The following is a 19,838-nucleotide window of genomic DNA, read 5'->3' as shown; positions in this document are numbered from 1 at the left end:
TTACTTTTGTAAAGAGGATTTTTTGCTTTATGACTTTTTCACTTGAACATTTCTTTCGATCCACTTTTCAAATTTTTCAACAAAGGAGGTTAGAAAATCATATGTAGAAGTATCTATAAGATCTCCACTGGCATCAAACAACTTTGCGGCATGGCTGATATACGCTTCCGGCTGTTGTAAAGTAGGCATATTTAAGAATACCAAGGATTGACGAAGATGATGATTGGCCCCAAAAGCACCTAATCCTCCCGGAGTACAGCTTATAATGGCCGCAGGCTTACCATCCCACACACTCTTCCCGTATGGTCTTGAACCTACATCTAGTGCATTCTTAAGTACTGCAGGAACCGATCGATTGTATTCGGGAGTGATAAATAATACCGCGTCATATGGATTGATTATTTCTCTAAAATTTTGCCAGGCTACAGGTACGTCTTTTTCTAAATCCTCATTGTACAATGGCAATTCTCCAATTTCAATGTCATCAAACTGCATACCGGCTATTTTAAATTGGCCAATAGCTCTTCCTATCTTTTTATTGAAAGATTCCTTTCTTAAACTTCCAACGATGAGTGCAACTTTAAATGGTTTCATAAATGATCATTTGTTTCTTTAATAACGTACAACAGTAGCTTTTGGTTTGCATATTATTCTCTGATTTGTCATGACACAACATGATTTCTAAGTTAAAAAACCATTACATTAGCGAACCATTAAACCAAATATTTAAAGCATTATGATGTCAGATATCTATAGATAAAAATCACCTTTATCAGAGCAGGATTGTTTCGTAGTATTCGACCGTAGAAAATCATCTTTTACCTTTCCTGTACATATACATCCGGAGTATGAACTGAATTATGTAGAAGGAGCATCTGTAGCTCAACGGATCATTGGAGATTCCAGTGAAACCACCGGTCACAAAGATTTAGTTCTTATTGCCAATCCGGAATTAAAACACGCATGGAAGGATGGAGAATGCACATCAACAGACATTCACGAAATCACCTTACAATTTCACCCCTCGCTGGTTGAACAGATCTTAGACAAAAAGCAATTTCAAAGCATACAGGAATTATTTAACAGGGCATCCAAAGGAGTTCACTTTGGCACCGCAACTATTGAGAAGGTGCTTCCCATACTACGCATTCTGACCATGGAAAAAAATGGCTTTTACGCTGTAATGAAACTCTTTATCCTGCTATATGAATTATCCAAAGGAGAAGACCTCAGAGAACTTTCTAGTTCCACAAAAATGGGTATGACCCCAAATGAAATACTCCTACAAAGATTAGAGAATTACATTTCTAACAATGTTAGTCACATGATTCGATCTCTTTATCATAAAACAAAAAACTAATAAAAATTAACACACTTAAAATCAGCAAAATCACTGTTCAAAATCTATTTTTACCTTTATTTTTTTAAAATAAATTTGGTAGGAATGTTAAAATTCGTACTTTTGTCGCGGAGAGCTGGCAGAGTGGTCGAATGCGGCAGTCTTGAAAACTGTTGACTGTCATAGGTCCGGGGGTTCGAATCCCTCGCTCTCCGCATCCTAACAAGGAGAAAGTATCAAAACCCTACAAATTGTACAATTTGTAGGGTTTTTCTTTTATACGTACATATCGTTTATTTCAATACCTCTCATTTCCAGCGAGACCCTAGCGAGACCCTAAAATATGTTAGCTAGAGTCTCGCTAAAATGAACCGCTAGATGAGCACTGAATAAAGGCATTACATGACCAGTCGTTGAACATCTTGACAGTTTATATCCAATAGAATAAATTGAATATTGAAATAAAACACCACCACAATGAGCAGTCAAGTTTCCGTTTATATATATGCGCGTGACTGCATCCCATTTATGTCCGGATAACCATCCAAGGCAAACGAACCGAATTCTCGACTAAGAAATTCATCACACCATCCAAGTGGGACCAAAACGATGAAAATGAAGGGTCCCACCGAAGAAGCCCGTTCAATAAATAGCTACCTCGACAACGTTAAAAACAAGCTAACACAATCATGGTGTTATGAATTTAAGTATATAAAAAATGCGGAGACCGAGTGAACTCCACATTTTTTATATACTTACATACTTCATGAGACAGTTTCAAAAAAATTTACTTTCCATTATAATTTTCAATCATTTTATAAAGGAGCAAGTAGTCGGTTTCAATTTGACGAACCTTTCCGTTTATATCATATTCTATCCGTTTATCCCCAATTTGACGAACCTTTCCGTTTATATCATATTCTATCCGCTCATTCCCAATTTGACAAACTCTATCATTGATATCATAATAAATCCGCTTATCTCCAATTTGGCGAACTCTATCATTGATATCATATTCAATCCGCTTATCTCCAATTTGGCGAACTCTATCATTGATATCATAATCAATCCGCTTATCTCCAATTTGGCGAACTCTACCATTGATATCATAATCAATCCACTTATCTCCAATTTGGCGAACTCTACCATTGATATCATAATCAATCCGCTTATCGCCAATTTGACGAACTTTATCATTGATATCATATTCAACCCGCTCATCGCCAATTTGACTAACCCTATCGTGGATATCATATTCTATTCGTTTATCCCCAACGCGGCTAATCCGATTGTGAATATCATACTCTATTCGATTATTATCAATTTTAGTACCTCGTAGAAAAAGAAGCTCCATTAAAAGCTTATTTTCACTGGTACTAAATCTCTCAATTAATTGTGCTTGAGCATTAATCGAAAAAAACAAAACAGGCAACAAAAACAGTAACTTCCTCATAGTTAAGAATTAAATATCCTGAAAAGCGCCGTCATACACTTTTTCTTTTACTCATATCAGAACAAAAAAAACATACATCACAAAGCCTTCCGTTATCTTACAAGTTAACAAAAAAATAGAAAAATTCTAACTTACAGCAAACTATTGATCAGAAAACAACGTAACAAATTCACTATATGACTCATATATTTCCTATCTTCAATATAAAAAAAGTGAGTTCGATTGAACTTCTTTCTTAATCATTAAGTGTTCACTTTCCCCTATCTACTACAAAGTCCTATTTGGAGTCCAAGTCAAACACACATCTATGCGCAATTCGACCTTGATATGCGGCTTATATATCCTCAAAATAACGCATTAAAGCTGTTTATACTAAATGTCTACCTACAACAAAAACTGAAAGAGGTAACCCCTCCTAATAAAATCAAGAAGCAATATTTCTCACATCATCCTACCAAATTTGAAGCTTACAGCAGTCTATACGACCTTAGCGATACGACCAATCAATTTGAAATCCTCAGCTATATTCGACCTTTGGGAAATAGATGGATAACCACCTATTATGGTCAACCTAAATATTAACCACATGCGAGATAGTTTGCATATGGCATAAGCTATCTTTGGCAGTCCAAATGTAAGCAAAGACGCTTCCTCTATTATCAATATCAATCCTCTTGTCATCTTTCAAAATCTAAAGGTTCCAGTTCTGATTTTGGATGCTATATCTACTGATGACCCTATTCCTACTTACGAAGAGAATAAGAGGCTAGCTGAAAATCACCATAAAACATATCGTAGTGGAAAATATCTCGCACAACATTCATTATGCGGAGTCTTAAATTTTCATCATAGCGATTACAGACTTTCTCGCCAATCTTTAAAAAGACTATTTTTTACTATAATCATGTATACCCAAATATAAAAAATCAAATGCAAAAAGATTAATATACAAACATCTACACAAGTATAAAGTAGAATTAAAACATCAAATAATGTTGTTCATATCGTATCTTTGTATAAGAAATCAGAAGTAGAAAACGAAAACTGGATTTAGCGAAACCTTTTAGAGCCCCCCAAAAACCAGGCACTATAAAAGAAACAAAACCAAGGAGTTACGAACAAGGCTCAAATCCCTCGCTCTATCCAAAAAAGAAACTCCATCTATATCACAGTAGCCTATATATCTTATTCTATCAAATATTTTTTAAATTGCAATATTAATAATAAAAGACTTCAACGTGTTTTTATTGCAATTTGTATTAAGAACAATTCACAATGATATTTGATTTTCACTGATAATTTAAACAAACCGATGATATTAGAATTAGCGATATTACATATAAAAGCAGGTAAGCAGCTTGCATTTGAAAATGATTTCATCACAGCCAGCCAATATATTGCAACTATTGACGGCTATATAAGGCATTCACTAAAAAAATGTATCGAGGTAGAAAACCAGTATGTACTTCTAGTGGAGTGGAGTTCTGTAGAAGCACATGAAATTGGATTCCGCCAGTCTCCGCAATATTTAAAATGGAAAGAGCTGCTTCACGACTATTATGATCCCTTTCCTCAAGTTTTTCATTACGAAGATTTACCTCAAAAAATATGATAAATTATAATAACAAACGTTTTTCTGCTGTAAACAATAGCAATAATGGAGAAACATCCCATGAAACAGTTTTCCACTATAAACAGCTTGACTCTATTGTAACAGCTCAATATAATGGAGGTAAAATCATCCATGGTCAATTGATTAGTATCGTGAATGAGCAGAGGGAAATTGATATGCGCTATCAACAGGTGAATAGAGAAGGAAAATTAATGACTGGAATCTGTAAATCTAAACCTGAAATCTTACCGAATGGAAAGATAAGATTACATGAACGCTGGCAATGGACTTCGGGAGACCTATCTTTAGGGCAGTCTATTATTGAAGAATTGTAAACCATATCTTGAATACCAATACTAAAACAATAAATAATGAATTTCACGTTCCACCAGATCAATCACATTAAAGTAGCAGAATTAATTTCCGAGGCTGTAGTCATAAAAACGGCAGATGATGCCGTAGATTTAATAGGAAATCTTTATTATGAGGATCTCTCTAAAGTAATCGTACACGAAAAAAATTTGATATCAGATTTTTTTGATCTCAAAAATAAAATCGCAGGAGAGGTATTGCAAAAGTTTTCTAATTACCGCATGCAAATCATTATCATAGGTGATTTTTCAAAATTCACTTCCAAAAGCATAATTGATTTCATATATGAAAGTAATAAAGGAAGACAGGTTAATTTTGTAAAAACACTAGAGGAGGCACTATCACTTCTTGCAAAATAAAAAACATGAAGGAGTGATTTTGAACTTTCACTGGCAATGCAAGTATTATTCATAAGCTTGAATGAAGTATAAAATTTAAATTTTCTGTTTTTTAGAAAAAACCTGCTTCAGCAACAAAACTGTTAGATATGAAAAAAACACCACCCAATATTTGCTGGCTCGCATAAAAAGCCCTAGCTTTACCTTTATATGAACCGCTTTAGACTACATATCACAAGAAAATCGCAACGCATCTTATTTGTCGTTGCAACGGTTTTTTGTGTACTGTTGACTTCCTGTGCAATAAAAAGTAGCATTAAAAGCTGGGCAGATATAACAAGTAATACAACAAAAGCTCCGATAAAAAATGGAAATCTATTTTCCAGCAACGTAGCTGAAAAATGTATCAATAGTGAAAGCACAGATACACAGATATCACAAGCTGTTTCTTTTCATGTTGGTGATTTTACTCCACTTGTATTATTTACCCTTGCGTTTATGTTGCTGCTTAACATTGTTATCCGCAGTCAACAAGTACACCCCAATTATGGTAATCTGAAACTATCAGGCTCCATTCCTATTTTTATAAGAGATCGCAATCTCCAAATTTAGTACTTCTTTTTACCTTCCTATAATCCTATTGATCATTACTTTTCAATAGGCAAAACTTCTATTTTATTCTAGACAGCTTGTTGTTATTTCAACGGCTTTTCAAAAACATAATATCATTATGATAAAAGACATAGTGGCAGCTATATGTATGTGGCTTGCCCTTGCATCCGTGCTACCCTTATACGGACAGCAAAAAAAAGAAAACACACTGGGCAGTTTATGGTCTCAGGTGGAAGAAAACTACCCTGGAATAGCTGTTAAAAAAATTGCTATAAATGCGGCCGAGCTAAATGCCAAAGCTGTAAAAAGTACTCATCTTCCACAAGTAAAAACACAATTTCAAAACACCTATGGCACTTATGAAGGGAGTGCCGGAGCTTTCTTTCCGCAGCCCGGTTTTTTTAATGTAAGCGGTAATCCTGGAGCATTAGAAGGAAGCAGTTTAGCAGCAAATAGCTTTGCTTCGGCTACTGTTGAATGGGAATTGTTCACCTTTGGTAGACTTAAAAAAGAAAATGAAGTGGCAGAAACGCTAGTTCAGAAAAAAGTTAGTGAACAGGATGCTTACATCCTAAATCTCAAAAAAGTACTTTCTGAACGCTACATCACATTGCTTTATAATCATGCAAAATTAGAATGGTCTAAAAAAAATACGGAACGCTTAGATGATATCCGTAAAATCAGTTCAGGTTTAGCGGCTTCGGGTCTTAAACCTGCGGCAGATAGTCTTTTGGCTACTTCTTCTTATGTGCAGGCCATGGGTGAGCATGATAAATGGAACGGTAATAAGTATGCTTCCTATATCAAACTCCAAGAACTATATGATCAAGATACTGTTATGTACAGTTCATCCATTCGGCATTTTTCAGCTCCTATGGAAAGTCAGGATGTAAATGCTAGTCAGGGCATCAACGACAGTCATCCAATATTAGCTGCATTAGGCAAACAGATGCAATACTATACGCAAAGCGGAGAAGCCCAAAAGAGAGCAGCGATGCCATCATTAAAGCTACTAGGTGGCTATGCTTACCGAGGAACAGGTGTTAACTCCAATGGTAAAAGTTCAAGTGCATGGCAAGACGGTTTTAGAAATAACACGAATAATATGCTTGTCGGTATAGGCATAACATGGAATATAACAAGTTTATATACAAACCGATTAAAAGGTAAAGGATTAAATGAAGAGGCCAACAGCGCTAAATTATTGCAAACGCAATATCAGGATGCGATGGAAGCAGATCTATCAGCATCTCAAACAAAAAGCCACTGGCAATATAAGCAGTTACAAAAATCTCAAATCGCCGTTAAACAGGCACAAGATGCTTATGGTATGTATCTAGCCCGTTATAAAAGTGGACTGATCACGCTTAGTGAATTATTACAGATCCGCATTTTACTTGAACAGGCCGAGAATAATCATATCGAAGCCTCCCGTTCGTATTGGATGTTACTGGCATATGAGTCAGAGCTAACGGCCAATTTCGATTATCTGTTTAATAACCTTTAATATATAGATATGAATCTAATAAGATTTGCGCTCAGGAAACCCATTGCTATCATGGTAGCGGTCATTACGATTGCCTTTTTTTCTTATAGCACAATAAAAAAAATCAATGTAGACATCTTTCCTGAAGTTGAATTACCGGCTATGTATATCGCTATGCCTTATGGCGGATTATCCCCGGCCTATATGGACGGATTTATGGCAAATGAATTTCAGAAGGTGCTCCTATTTGTCAGCGGTGTTAAAAATATAGACTTTAAAAGTGTACAGGGGCTCAGCCTGATGAAGCTTACCTTTTATCCAGGTACCAACATGGCACAAGTAGCCGGAGAAGTATCTACTTCAGTTTCAAGAGCGATGGGCTTTCTACCTGCTGGTGCAGTACCGCCGATGGTAGTCCGTTTTGATGGAAGTTCATTACCGGTAGGTCAGTTGGTCTTTGAAAGTGACAAACTCTCGATCAATGAAATACAGACACTTGTATTAACCAAAATCAGACCGATGTTTGTCGAAATCCCCGGGATCACCGCACCCGCACCTTTTGGAGGTAATGCGCGTTCAATTGTCGTCGATATTGATCCCGAAGCGATGCAGGCCAGCGGACTAAGTGCCGAAGACATTACAATTGCCATCACCAAAAGCAGTATTCCTTCTCCTGCCGGAAATATCCGTATAGGCGATGAAAATTTAATGGCTCCAATTAATTCAATCGCTAAAAATCCGGAGGAGTTTTTAAATACACCGATCAAGACCACTGACAACCGTACCATCTATGTCAGAGATGTCGCTTCAGTGTCAGATGGCGCAGATCAAACAGTGGGATATGCATTGGTCAACGGGAAACGCTCCGTATACCTGCCTATCATCAAAAAAGCAGATGCTTCTACACTAGATGCTGTAAATAATTTAAAGTCCTCCATGGATAAATTAAAGAATCAACTTCCGGAAGATGTGGATGTCCGTTACGAGTTTGATCAATCCAAATACATTGAGCGCTCACTTTCTAATCTGATACATGAAGGCATACTCGGTGCTGTTTTTACGGGATTGATGATTTTCTTATTTCTAGGAGATACGCGGGGGGCTTTTATCGTAGTACTGACAATACCGATCGCTATACTCTCGGCTGTTATGGTTCTTTACCTATTTGGACAAACCATCAACATCATGACACTAAGCGGCTTAGCCCTATCGATCGGTATTCTTGTCGATGAAGCTACAGTGACGATCGAAAACATCCATCAACATATGGAAATGAAAAAAGGAAAACAGCGCGCTATTTTAGATGCGTTGCTTGAAATATCTGTTCCAAAGCTTTTAATTCTACTTTGCATTTTAGCAGTGTTAACTCCTGCTTTCATTATGACCGGTATTCCTAAGGACATGTTTATTCCTTTATCAATGGCTGTAGCATTTGCAATGGTAGCATCCTTTATTGCCTCTCAAACATTCGTACCTATTTTGGCGAATTGGTTAATGAAAAATAAACAGGAAATTGTAAGTAAAACGAATAGAAAAAAAGCTTTTTTTGAGAAATTCAGAGTAAATTATTCTTACAGAATGCGTAAGTGGTCCGCAAAATCACTTGGTCTTTTTTTACTCTATATCGTACTTTCTGGGGGAACAATCGGTTTATTATTAAATTTCGTCGGAACCGATGTCATGCCTGTATCAAATAGTGGTGACTTCCAATTACGTATACAAGCCCCACAAGGAAGCAGAATCGAAAAAACAGAACAGATCGTCAACTCCATTACTGATGCTATCAAAACACAGCTTCCTGAAGATGGCATAGCGATAACTTCTGCTTTCGTAGGCATGCAACCTGCTACATCCCCGATCAATCCTATTTTTCTGTTCACAAGTTCTTCACATGAAGCGGTACTGCAAGTATCCGTAGATCAAAATTTGTATGCTGGATCTATGGAGGACCTGAAAGAAAAAATAAGAACTTCAATAACTCAGAATCATCCACAGATAAAGTTCAATTTTGAACCGATGGAACTGACAGAAAAAATAATGGGACAGGGAGCTATGACGCCCATTGAAATTAAAGTTGGTGCCGGACAGCTTAAAGCAGCAAATACACATGCTTCGAAAATTGAATCGAATTTGAAAGAAATACCTTATTTACGAGATGTACGAATTGCTGAACCAATCGCCTACCCTACTCTTGAAATTGAAGTTAACCGTGACTTGGCCGGACAGTTTGGATTGACCATGCAGGAAATTACGAAGAGCTTAGTGACCGCCACCTCTTCTACCCGTTTTACAGATAAAAATCTTTGGGTAGATCCGAAATCGGGGCTTGTTTTTCAAGTTCAGGTTCAGATCCCCGAGCATATCATGTCATCAGAAGAAAGGCTTAAATCGCTTCCTTTAAAGAAAGGAAACCTCCGTCCGGTACTTGAAGATATTGCTACTGTTCGCCGAGTAACCGCTCCGGCACAAGTAAACCGCAAAGGTCCTAACCGATATGTCACGATCATAGCAAATGTCTACAATCAAGATTTGGGAACAGCTTCTACAGCCGTAAAAAAAGCTATAAAAGATGCGGGCGAACCTCCACGTGGTGTTAGTATATGGACTGAAGGTACAATGCAACTTCTTGACGACACATTAGGCAATCTTTTGACAGGATTAGCTGTAGCTATTATTGCTATTTTCTTGATGTTATCTGCGTACTACCAGTCTTTTAAAGTTCCTTTAATTATCCTATCAGTCATTCCTGCTGTGATTACGGGGAGCTTAATTATATTATTTCTTACGAACAGTACTCTTAATTTACAATCATATATGGGTATTATCATGTCCATTGGTGTATCGGTATCCAATGCCGTATTGCTCATAAATCAAGCTGAATATTACAGAAGAAACATGGCCTTAAAACCTACAAACGCGGCAAGATTAGCTGCTTCGTCAAGATTGCGTCCGATATTAATGACTGCCGCGGCCATGCTTGCCGGTATGTTGCCTATGGCGATAGGTATTGGAGATGGCGCCGAACAAGTAGCACCTCTCGGTAGAGCTGTTATTGGCGGTCTTATTGCATCTACAATTGTTATTTTACTGCTTCTACCGCATTTCTTTTCTTCACTCATGTCCAGAACATCAGTTAGTAGCCCATCTCTAGATCCTGATGATGAGACAAGTCAGTATTATTCTAATAAAAAAACATCATCCCTATAAAATATCACATCATGAATACGACAATCTCTAAATATAAAATATCAAGTTTAACTGGCTTTGCTTTGCTCCTAATTACATGTATGTCATGCGCTCAGCAAGAACAAAAAACTAAAAAAGAGAATAAAAAGGTGGACAAACAAATAAATTATAGTACTGTGGCGGTACAGTTCATAAATCCGGAATATGAGATTTCAGTTCCAGCAGAACTGAAACCTTATGAACAGGTGGCTGTTTTTGCAAAAGTATCAGGATTTGTAAAACAGTTATATGTAGACCGTGGTGATCATGTACGTAAAGGACAGCTATTGGCGATACTAGAGGCCCCTGAAATGAATCAACGATATCTTTCTGACAAAGCTACTGAGCAAAAGATATATAACGATTACCTCTTTGCACAACAAGCATATGATCGTTTGAAAGATGCATCAGCGACAGCCGGTGCTGTAGCGGCAATTGAATTAGACAGAGCAAAAAGTTCTGTTGAAAGTGCACGTGCAGCTTACGAAGCTTCTAAAGCTGGTACGACCCATACATCACAATTACAGCAATATCTGCGTATCACTGCCCCTTTCGATGGCGTCATTACAGAGCGAAATGTTTCCGTAGGAGCATTGGCAGGAACTTCATCCAACCAGTCGCTGTTCATGATGGCACAAGGTAATAAATTACGCTTAACTTTGTCACTTCCAGAAAAACATGCGGCTTCTGTTCAGCAAGGTGTCCAAGCGAATTTCACCGTAAGTTCACAGCCTGGAAAAACATTTGAGACAACATTATCCCGTACTTCAGGATTACTGAATCAGCAAGATCGGTCACTTACACTAGAATTTGATGTCGACAATCCATCACGCGAATTACAAGGAGGCGACTATGCACAAGTTAAATTAAAACTAAAACGTAAGACTCCATCTAGTTGGGTACCTAAAAAAAGTGTTCTAACGACACAGGCTGGCACTTTTATACTTATATTAGACGATCAAGAAATTAAACGCATTCCTGTCAAGGAAGGCGTACATTTGGATACGTTAACGGAAGTATTTGGCCAAATTTCGACAGAAAGTCAAATCATATTAAAGCCATCAGAAGAAATTAAAGAAGGAAAAATAAACAAATAGAAATAAATATGAAAATCCAATTCAATAGGAAAATGATCGGCATGCTTTTGATTGCATGCAGCATTACAGCTATATCCTGCAATTCAAAAACTAAAGACACGCAAAATTCAAAGTCGGACGAAACAGCAGAGGATAGTACAGTGGCTACTAAAGCTATCCAAGCAAACGAGGTTAGCTTTAAAGATGAAGATGGAAAAGATATCACCCTAAGCTCACTAAAAGGTAAAGTGGTATTCATTAACTTTTGGGCGACGTGGTGCCCTCCCTGTATTCATGAAATGCCTTCTATCAACACTTTAAAACAATCCTTCAAGGGTAATGATGAGATCGTATTTTTAATGGTAGATGTAGATGGCACGATGGAAAAATCAAAAGCATTTATGACCGAAAATAAATATGATTTACAAGTGTATATTCCAAATGGCGATATTCCGCAAGATTTCTTAGGAAATGCAATACCAACTACGGTAATCATTAACAAAAAGGGAGAGATGGTAGATCGTATGGAAGGTGGGCGTGATTACGCAGATCCTGAAATAGCAAAATCTTTGAATGAGCTTATTCAAAGCAATTAATACCTTATTGTAAAAAATGTAGCTCATTATTAATATAGTGAGACCAAAAGCCTTCATCTGTCCACGATGAAGGCTTTTTTTATACTCATTAATTTACTTCTCCCGAAGTGAGCAATCAAAAGAATCCAATGCTCAAGCACAGCAAAGAAATGTTACTTCTATATTAAACAATAAGAAAGCACTTTTGCTAGACTTTTTTACAAAACAGCATGAAATAATCTTTGAACTTAAAAAAATATTGAATTATTATATTTTTTCCTTCATTATATAGATTTATCTCCTTATTTTTATATATGAGCAAAGCAAGTTGTGCTCATTAGTAACCAAATAGACTATAAAATACGCGCTATAGATTAAAATTTATAGCTCATAATTCCCTGTTCTTTTACATTAACTATTTTATATGAAAAAAAACTTACCTTTTCCAACATGCACTTTAATTGGATTTTTACTTTTATACAGTATATCGGCTCGCGCCCAAGTGCCCGATAGTACGCAAGGAGAAATTTTAGAAAGTTACCCCAAATTTCAGTTCAAGGGGCTTTTTCAAGGAAGGTTTACAACAAGTCTTAAAAAAAATGTTGATGTAGAAGGCCTTCACCATACAGATGATAAGGGCACAAATAATTCCTTTTCGCTCAAATACATGCGCGCGCAACTCAAAGGACAAATTAGCAGAAGAGTAGAAGTTGTTGCTTTAGCAAATTTTGCTGATTTTAAAAATGATCCCAAGACCCGAGTTTTAGAGAACGCTTACCTACGGTACAGTTTTAATCCCAAAGTTGCCATTACCGTTGGACAGTTCAGACCTTGGTTTGGATTAGAAGAAACTTATCCCGTGGATATCATCAAATCATTGGAATGGTCTAACCAATATACCGAATTTGGAAAAAATGGTTGGACAAGTTTTCAAATTGGGGCTTCCGTAGGCGGTACATTACCGTTAGGAACCATACCAATGCGTTATGCCGTTTCTGTTGTGAATGGAAATGGAAAAAATCAGGTTTCGGATAAAGATAATGGAAAACAATTTTTAACAAGGATCGTATTTGATCTGGCAAAAAAATATGATTTCAGTATTGGTTTAAACGGTGGTACGGGTACCGTGTTTAAAAGAAATGTACATGCTTTAGCATTTGATGTATCGTCTAAATTTCAGCTTGCACATAAATGGAATATAGATTTTCAGATCGAAGCTAAGCAGGCGATTAATCACAATCTATACTTCAGTCTCGAAGAAACAGAGCGACTACAAGATATTTATCAATACCAAATGCGAGGAGCTTACTTCTTACCGAATATGCGTTATGAAATTGATTATAAAAACCTGAAAGCTATTGAGTTTTCTTGTAGATATGAATACTTAGATACTGATTTCAGACAAAAATCTAATCCCAGACAGTCTTTAGTTCCTATGGTAAGCTTGGAATTTCTCAAAAACTACGGGGCTAGAATACAAATGGGTATGCAGATGGATTATTATAAACATCAAATTGAAAGTACAAACAAATACAATGGTAATTTGTTCATTTTACAAGTACAAAGTCGATTATAACCTTAAACAGAAAATATGAAAGAAGTGGACATTAAAAAGATGGGTATAACCTTTGCTTTCGCATTGATTATTTGGTTTATACCTATACCAAAGGGTGTGTCACCCGAGGCTTGGCACCTATTTGCTATATTTGCGGCAACAATCCTGGGTATCATACTAAAAGCTGCTCCTATGGGTACCATGTGTATGTTGGCCATTGGGTTCACCGCTTTTACACAGGTTCTAGCTCCTGGTAATGCCTCTCTATCCATTACCAAATCATTAAGTGGCTTTGGTGATAAAGTAATCTGGCTTATAGGAATCTCATTTTTTATAGCAAGAGGTTTTATTAAAACCGGCTTAGGAAATAGAATAGCATTTATATTTATCAAAATATTCGGAAAAAGTTCTTTGGGATTAGCTTATGGATTGGGGCTTGCAGACGTTTGTCTTGCTCCTGCTATTCCTAGTAATACTGCCCGTGGTGGAGGTATCATCTACCCCATTATGAAATCAATGGCTATTAGTTTTGGATCTCTGCCAGAAGATCCGAGCACTCATAAAAAAATCGGTTCATATTTAACGCTTAATAGTTATTACATGAACCTCATTGCCTCATCAATGTTTCTTACTGGAACAGCGAGTAATCCCATGTGTCAGAAATTCGCTGCAGATTTGGGTATAAATATCACTTGGATGTCGTGGGCTGCAGCTGGATTTGTACCCGGAATTGTTGCATTTTTTATTGTTCCGTTAGTTTTATACAAATTATACCCACCAGAACTAAAAAAAACTGCTGATGCACCTAAGATGGCTACTGAAAAATTAAAAGAAATGGGTGCTATAAAAACAAATGAATGGCTGATGTTACTTGCTTTTTTTATATTGTTGGGATTATGGATTTTCGGAGGATCACTATCCATAGATGCCACAACTACAGCATTTATTGGACTGACACTGTTATTGCTCACATCTGTCCTGACTTGGGAAGATGTAAAATCAGAGAAAGGAGCATGGGACACCATTGTGTGGTTTGCAGTACTTGTCATGATGGCCAGCTCTTTAAATGAACTTGGTTTTATTGGCTGGTTCAGTGATTTGATCAAAACGGAGATCGGCGGATTAAATTGGATTGTTGCCTTTCCTGTCATCATTTTAGTCTATTTCTACAGCCATTATATTTTTGCCAGTGCCACTGCACATGTTGCGGCAATGTACGCCGCTATGCTCGGAGTAGGAGTTTCCTTAGGTATACCAGGTATGCTATTGGCGATGATGCTTGGTTTCGTAGGATCTATATATGGTGTCCTTACACATTATGGACATGGTCCTGCTCCTGTTTATTTCGGTAGTGGCTATGTAGATCTCAAGTCATGGTGGGTAAAGGGTTTTGAAATTGGAGTGCTGTTACTCGTGATCTACATGGCAGTTGGTGGTCTGTGGATGAAAATAATCGGTTATTATTAATTCTTTGCTTATGTTATCAACCCTATCTCGAAAATTAGTAATGTGTTTGACAGGTTTATTCCTATGTTTTTTCCTTATCATTCACTTTTTAGGAAATTTGCAACTGTTTTTACCTTCCGAACAGGCCCATACACAGTTCAATGCCTATTCTCAATTTCTATCTGGTAATATTTTAATAAAAATAGTTTCATATGTACTTTATTCAAGCATTCTGATACATGCCCTGGATGCTTTGGTCATTACCCTTAAAAATAGAAAATCCGGAAAACAGTACCAACGTGATCAAAGACAAAGGGCGAGTAAATGGTATAGTCGCAACATGGGTATTCTAGGTACCATTATTTTAATATTTCTAGTCATTCATTTTCAAAATTTTTGGTACGTCTATAAATTCGGGAGTCCACCAATAGATAGCAATGGTAATAAAGATCTTTATATTTTGGTAGTAACCACATTTAAAGAATGGTGGTATGTGCTCATTTACGTCTTATCTATGGTTGCATTATGCTACCACCTCATTCATGGTGTACATAGTGCCATTCGTACTTTAGGGCTCTTTCATCCAAAATATGTAAAGTGGATCAAAACCTGTGGCATAGCCTACTCCATTATTATTAGTGTAGGGTTTGCTATGATGCCCATCTACATTTATTTGACACAATAGCTAAACCTTTATATTTTAAGAATATGAATTTAGATGCAAAAATCCCCGAAGGTTCTTTAGAGAAAAAATGGGAAAACTATAAAAAAACTGCAAAATTAGTCAATCCGGCAAACCGTAAAAAACTAGATGTCATCGTAATAGGAACTGGGCTAGCGGGAAGCTCTCTTGCTGCATCATTGGGTGAAATGGGTTATAATGTAAAATCATTTTGTTTTCAAGACAGTCCAAGACGCGCCCATTCTGTCGCGGCGCAGGGCGGTGTCAATGCCGCAAAAAATTATAAGAATGATGGCGATAGCATCTACCGGATGTTTGTTGATACTTTAAAAGGAGGAGATTTTCGTTCGCGAGAGGCTAATGTATACAGAATGGCTGAATGTTCCCTCAATCTCATCGATCAAGCCGTTGCTCAAGGTGTCCCGTTTGGTCGAGAATATGGAGGCTATCTCAACAATCGTTCTTTCGGTGGTGTTCAAGTAAGCCGAACATTTTATTCAAGAGGACAGACCGGACAGCAATTGCTACTTGGATCTTATCAAGCACTTATGCGTCAAGTCGGAAAAAAAACAGTCAAATTACATGCCCGTCATGAAATGTTAGATCTAGTGATTATAGAAGGAAAAGCGCGTGGTGTAATTATCAGAAATCTAGATACCGGCGAGATTGAACGCCATGCCGCACATGCTGTTGTACTGGCTACTGGAGGCTATGGGAAAATCTATTATCTTTCGACTTTAGCGATGGGTTGCAATGGTTCTGCTATATGGAGAGCGCATAAAAAAGGTGCATTAATGGCCAGCCCAAGCTGGATTCAGATTCATCCGACATCATTACCGCAGTCTGGAGATTATCAATCTAAATTAACACTCATGTCCGAGTCTTTAAGAAATGATGGACGCATATGGGTACCACTTAAAGAAAATGAACAGCGCTCTGCTAATGACATTCCAGAACAAGAAAGAGATTATTATCTGGAAAGAAGATACCCCGCATTTGGAAATCTAGCCCCTAGAGATATTTCTTCACGCGCTGCAAAAGAAAGAATTGATGCCGGATTTGGAATCGGTCCCCTAAAAAATGCCGTTTATCTGGATTTTTCTAAAGCCATTAAAGAACAAGGAATAGACAAAATAAAAGAAAAGTATGGTAATTTATTCGACATGTATGAAAAAATTACCGGTTATAATGCTTATCAAGTACCAATGATGATTTCTCCATCGGCCCACTTTTCAATGGGAGGACTTTGGGTAGATTATGAATTAATGACGACAATTCCTGGGTTATTTGCTTTAGGAGAAGCTAATTTTGCAGACCACGGAGCTAATCGATTAGGAGCAAATTCTCTCCTTCAAGCCTCCGTGGATGGCTATTTTATTGCTCCCTATACCATAGCAAATTATCTCTCAGATGATATCCACACGGGAAAAATATCAACGGATCATACGGAATTTGAGAAAGCAGAGCAAGAAGTCAGAACACAATTGCAACAATTCAGCAAAAGCAAAGGAACCAAAACTGTGGATTATTACCATAAAACTCTTGGTAAAATACTATATGATTACTGTGGCCTTGCACGAAATGAAGCCGGATTAAAATTCGCAATCTTGGAGATTCAGAAATTACGGGAAGAGTTTTATAGAAATGTTCATATTCCGGGAAATGAGGAAACAATGAATACAGAAATAGAGAAAGCAGGAAGAGTCGCTGATTACCTCGAAATTGGAGAATTAATGTGCTATGACGCCTTGACTAGAAATGAATCTTGTGGTGCACATTTCCGTGAAGAATATCAGACAGCTGAAGGCGAAGCAAAAAGAAATGATGCGGAATATCAATTCATTTCGGCATGGGAATGGAACAACGCATCTGTTCCCATTCTTCATAAAGAACCACTATCTTTTGAAGTCATTCAACCAATTGTACGTAGTTATAAATAATTAAAATTCAAGCTATGAAATTACATCTAAAAATATGGAGACAAGAGAATAAAAATGCTGATGGCAAACTTGTAGACTATACTTTGGAAAACCTCAATCCGCATATGTCCTTTTTAGAGATGCTAGATACATTAAATGAAAAGCTCATATTAGCGAATGACACACCTGTTGAATTTGACCACGACTGTCGTGAAGGAATCTGTGGACAATGTGGTATGATGATAAATGGTATTGCGCATGGACCGCTGAAAAATACCACTACCTGTCAATTACATTTAAGGTCCTTCAAAGATGGTGAAGTGGTTTTTATCGAACCATTTAGATCTGAAGCATTTCCTGTAAAAAAAGATTTAAAAGTAGATCGTTCTGCATTTGACCGCATTATCTCTTCAGGTGGATTTGTATCAATCAATACAGGACAAGCACCGGACGCACTGACCATTCCCGTAACACATCAAGTGACAGAAGCGGCATTTGATGCTGCTGCCTGTATCGGATGTGGAGCCTGTGTTGCCACCTGTAAAAATGGAAGTGCGGCCCTTTTTACATCAGCCAAAATCAACCATATGGTATTACTCCCACAAGGTAAAGAAGAAAGACTTACCAGGGTCATTGCTATGGTGAATCAAATGGATGAAGAACTCTTTGGCCACTGCTCCAATACGGAAGCCTGTGAAGTTGAATGTCCACAAGGTATTTCAGTACTCAATATTGCACGAATGAATTATGAATATAATCGAGCACATCTATTAAAAAAATAAAGGTTGTAAATACCAATATTCTGGACTACAGTTCATAAAAAAATTGACCTTAAGAATCAAAAATGGATCAAATAGCAAAACAGCATTTAAATCATTTTATAGGAACTTGGGATACCGAAGGTATTATTCTAAAAACCAATAATGCTCCTGCAGTTAAAATCAAAGGGACTGATACATATTATTGGATTCTAGACAATTCTTTTATTTTGCACCAGGCAAATGTCATGATAGGAACGTCAAATAGCCTTACCCATGAAATTATAGGATATGACGTCGTACGTCAACATTACAGCATGCAATATTATAACAATCAAGGTCAATCTGGCTTTATGAATGCTATATTAGACAATCACCTTTGGACATTTACCGGAACTAACTTAAAGTTTAACGGTGGGTTCAGTAAGGAGAACAATGAATTTTCAGGTATTTGGAAACAGCTGAATGATCATAATATCTGGAACGATTTTATACACATAAAACTGACAAAAAGATAAAGTTGGTATAGGGTAAAGCATAAAAATTTTTTACAAAAAACATCAACTCTGCCCTTTTTTTCTATATTTAAATAAATTATAAAACTCTAAAATATGAAAAAGTACTTTTATACAGATTCTATGCAGGAGATCTGCAAGGTGCACAAAGAGCATCAGATGAAGCTAAAAAATGGACTAAAATTGGTTTTATTGTTTCCATTGTGATGACAGTATTGTATGTACTATTGATGATCTTAGGTGTTGTTGGATCTATATTTAATTATGGTAATTAAGAAATATTATCTATGGTCCATTGGGATTATACTTCTATTCATCTTAATTCTTACATATAAGTTCTTTAATCCGATACAGTATGACATTTTTCCTAAATGCCCATTTTATGTCATTACAGGCTACAAATGTCCCGGATGTGGATCACAACGCGCCATACATTATCTTTTAAATTTTGACCTCCAAAACGCATGGAGGCAAAATTTTTTACTGATCATCGCTATCCCCTATATCATCACAGGATTAATCTTTGAATATCAAAAATCGCCGACGCCAAAAATGCTTAAATGGCGAAAGATACTATTTGGTTATAAAGCAATTGTAATCGTTTTTATCATTGTAATTGGTTTTTGGATAGTAAGAAACTTATAAAGTAGAAACAGTAACTGTAAGTCGCTTTAATATAAAAAAAACATTACGGTAAAAAATACTCATTTCAGATCATCCGTTCTATTTGCACGATTTTAATGAAATGATCTTACTTTAGGAATATGGATAAGATCTTATAATTAACTCCCAATTCCTATCAAGAACTATCTGTGTGTTTTAAAACTCATAAAAAAAGGAGCGTCTTATTAAAAACGCTCCTTTTATGTATGATA

Annotated in this window: 20 protein-coding genes and 1 tRNA gene; 19 read left to right on the top strand and 2 right to left on the bottom strand. The window is 36.7% G+C overall.

Going from position 1 to position 19,838, the window contains the following annotated elements; genetic code table 11:
• Positions 1 to 27 precede the first annotated feature (27 nt).
• A complete protein-coding gene (locus tag WH188_RS03290; protein WP_132771118.1) occupies positions 28 to 594 on the bottom strand; it encodes an NADPH-dependent FMN reductase in 567 nt (188 codons plus the stop codon).
• An 875-nt stretch (positions 595 to 1,469) separates the two neighbouring features.
• Here WH188_RS03290 and WH188_RS03285 point away from each other — a divergent pair.
• A tRNA-Ser gene (locus WH188_RS03285) sits at positions 1,470 to 1,554 on the top strand.
• Positions 1,555 to 1,854: 300 nt separating this feature from the next.
• Positions 1,855 to 1,992 (top strand): Arm DNA-binding domain-containing protein, encoded by a 138-nt coding sequence (locus WH188_RS26260; protein ID WP_206368364.1) that lies wholly within the window; start codon positions 1,855 to 1,857, stop codon positions 1,990 to 1,992.
• A gap of 134 nt (positions 1,993 to 2,126) precedes the next feature.
• Here WH188_RS26260 and WH188_RS03280 read toward each other — a convergent pair whose 3' ends face one another.
• Positions 2,127 to 2,792, bottom strand: coding sequence for a hypothetical protein (locus WH188_RS03280; RefSeq protein ID WP_132771117.1), 666 nt, complete (start codon positions 2,790 to 2,792; stop codon positions 2,127 to 2,129).
• Positions 2,793 to 3,119: 327 nt separating this feature from the next.
• Here WH188_RS03280 and WH188_RS03275 point away from each other — a divergent pair, with 327 nt between their 5' ends.
• The 17 genes from WH188_RS03275 (at position 3,120) to WH188_RS26250 (ending at position 19,608) form a co-directional block, all read left to right on the top strand.
• Positions 3,120 to 3,374, top strand: coding sequence for a hypothetical protein (locus tag WH188_RS03275; RefSeq protein ID WP_132771116.1), 255 nt, complete (start codon positions 3,120 to 3,122; stop codon positions 3,372 to 3,374).
• A 730-nt stretch (positions 3,375 to 4,104) separates the two neighbouring features.
• Positions 4,105 to 4,404 (top strand): antibiotic biosynthesis monooxygenase family protein, encoded by a 300-nt coding sequence (locus WH188_RS03270; protein WP_132771115.1) that lies wholly within the window; start codon positions 4,105 to 4,107, stop codon positions 4,402 to 4,404.
• On the top strand, positions 4,401 to 4,739 hold the full coding sequence (locus tag WH188_RS03265) for a n-acetylglutamate synthase (protein ID WP_132771114.1): 339 nt from the start codon (positions 4,401 to 4,403) through the stop codon (positions 4,737 to 4,739). Before WH188_RS03270 ends, WH188_RS03265 begins: the two co-directional genes overlap by 4 nt.
• Before the next feature lie 36 nt (positions 4,740 to 4,775).
• Positions 4,776 to 5,135, top strand: coding sequence for a DUF4180 domain-containing protein (locus WH188_RS03260; protein ID WP_132771113.1), 360 nt, complete (start codon positions 4,776 to 4,778; stop codon positions 5,133 to 5,135).
• Between the two features lie 189 nt (positions 5,136 to 5,324).
• On the top strand, positions 5,325 to 5,726 hold the full coding sequence (locus WH188_RS03255; RefSeq protein ID WP_132771112.1) for a hypothetical protein: 402 nt from the start codon (positions 5,325 to 5,327) through the stop codon (positions 5,724 to 5,726).
• A 118-nt stretch (positions 5,727 to 5,844) separates the two neighbouring features.
• Positions 5,845 to 7,233, top strand: a complete 1,389-nt coding sequence (locus WH188_RS03250; RefSeq protein ID WP_132771111.1) for a TolC family protein — start codon at positions 5,845 to 5,847, stop codon at positions 7,231 to 7,233.
• 9 nt (positions 7,234 to 7,242) lie between these two features.
• Positions 7,243 to 10,419, top strand: coding sequence for an efflux RND transporter permease subunit (locus WH188_RS03245; RefSeq protein WP_132771110.1), 3,177 nt, complete (start codon positions 7,243 to 7,245; stop codon positions 10,417 to 10,419).
• Positions 10,420 to 10,430: 11 nt separating this feature from the next.
• The gene (locus WH188_RS03240) at positions 10,431 to 11,534 is read left to right on the top strand and encodes an efflux RND transporter periplasmic adaptor subunit (protein WP_132771109.1); all 1,104 of its coding nucleotides are present in this window, start codon (positions 10,431 to 10,433) and stop codon (positions 11,532 to 11,534) included.
• Between the two features lie 8 nt (positions 11,535 to 11,542).
• Positions 11,543 to 12,109: a TlpA family protein disulfide reductase gene (locus WH188_RS03235; RefSeq protein ID WP_132771108.1), complete on the top strand. Its 567-nt coding sequence runs from the start codon at positions 11,543 to 11,545 to the stop codon at positions 12,107 to 12,109.
• 403 nt (positions 12,110 to 12,512) lie between these two features.
• Positions 12,513 to 13,664 (top strand): porin, encoded by a 1,152-nt coding sequence (locus tag WH188_RS03230; RefSeq protein ID WP_132771107.1) that lies wholly within the window; start codon positions 12,513 to 12,515, stop codon positions 13,662 to 13,664.
• 15 nt (positions 13,665 to 13,679) lie between these two features.
• Positions 13,680 to 15,110 (top strand): anion permease, encoded by a 1,431-nt coding sequence (locus WH188_RS03225; RefSeq protein WP_132771106.1) that lies wholly within the window; start codon positions 13,680 to 13,682, stop codon positions 15,108 to 15,110.
• A gap of 10 nt (positions 15,111 to 15,120) precedes the next feature.
• On the top strand, positions 15,121 to 15,774 hold the full coding sequence (locus tag WH188_RS03220) for a succinate dehydrogenase cytochrome b subunit (protein ID WP_031287985.1): 654 nt from the start codon (positions 15,121 to 15,123) through the stop codon (positions 15,772 to 15,774).
• Between the two features lie 23 nt (positions 15,775 to 15,797).
• The gene (locus tag WH188_RS03215) at positions 15,798 to 17,711 is read left to right on the top strand and encodes a fumarate reductase/succinate dehydrogenase flavoprotein subunit (RefSeq protein ID WP_132771105.1); all 1,914 of its coding nucleotides are present in this window, start codon (positions 15,798 to 15,800) and stop codon (positions 17,709 to 17,711) included.
• Between the two features lie 14 nt (positions 17,712 to 17,725).
• Entirely contained in the window at positions 17,726 to 18,472 is a 747-nt protein-coding gene (locus tag WH188_RS03210; protein WP_132771104.1) for a succinate dehydrogenase/fumarate reductase iron-sulfur subunit, read from the top strand.
• 62 nt (positions 18,473 to 18,534) lie between these two features.
• Positions 18,535 to 18,966, top strand: coding sequence for a DUF1579 family protein (locus tag WH188_RS03205; protein ID WP_132771103.1), 432 nt, complete (start codon positions 18,535 to 18,537; stop codon positions 18,964 to 18,966).
• Between the two features lie 71 nt (positions 18,967 to 19,037).
• A complete protein-coding gene (locus WH188_RS26255) occupies positions 19,038 to 19,238 on the top strand; it encodes a CD225/dispanin family protein (RefSeq protein WP_132771463.1) in 201 nt (66 codons plus the stop codon).
• Positions 19,228 to 19,608 carry a DUF2752 domain-containing protein gene (locus tag WH188_RS26250; protein ID WP_132771102.1) on the top strand — a complete coding sequence of 127 codons (381 nt, stop codon included), beginning with the start codon at positions 19,228 to 19,230 and terminating at the stop codon, positions 19,606 to 19,608. Before WH188_RS26255 ends, WH188_RS26250 begins: the two co-directional genes overlap by 11 nt.
• The last annotated feature ends 230 nt before the right edge of the window (positions 19,609 to 19,838 follow it).

The organism is Sphingobacterium sp. MYb388, assembly GCF_037479535.1.
Classification (GTDB): Bacteria; Bacteroidota; Bacteroidia; order Sphingobacteriales; family Sphingobacteriaceae; genus Sphingobacterium; species Sphingobacterium anhuiense.
The sequence above is the reverse complement of the archived record's forward strand: the minus strand, read 5'-3'. Positions and strand labels throughout refer to the sequence as shown.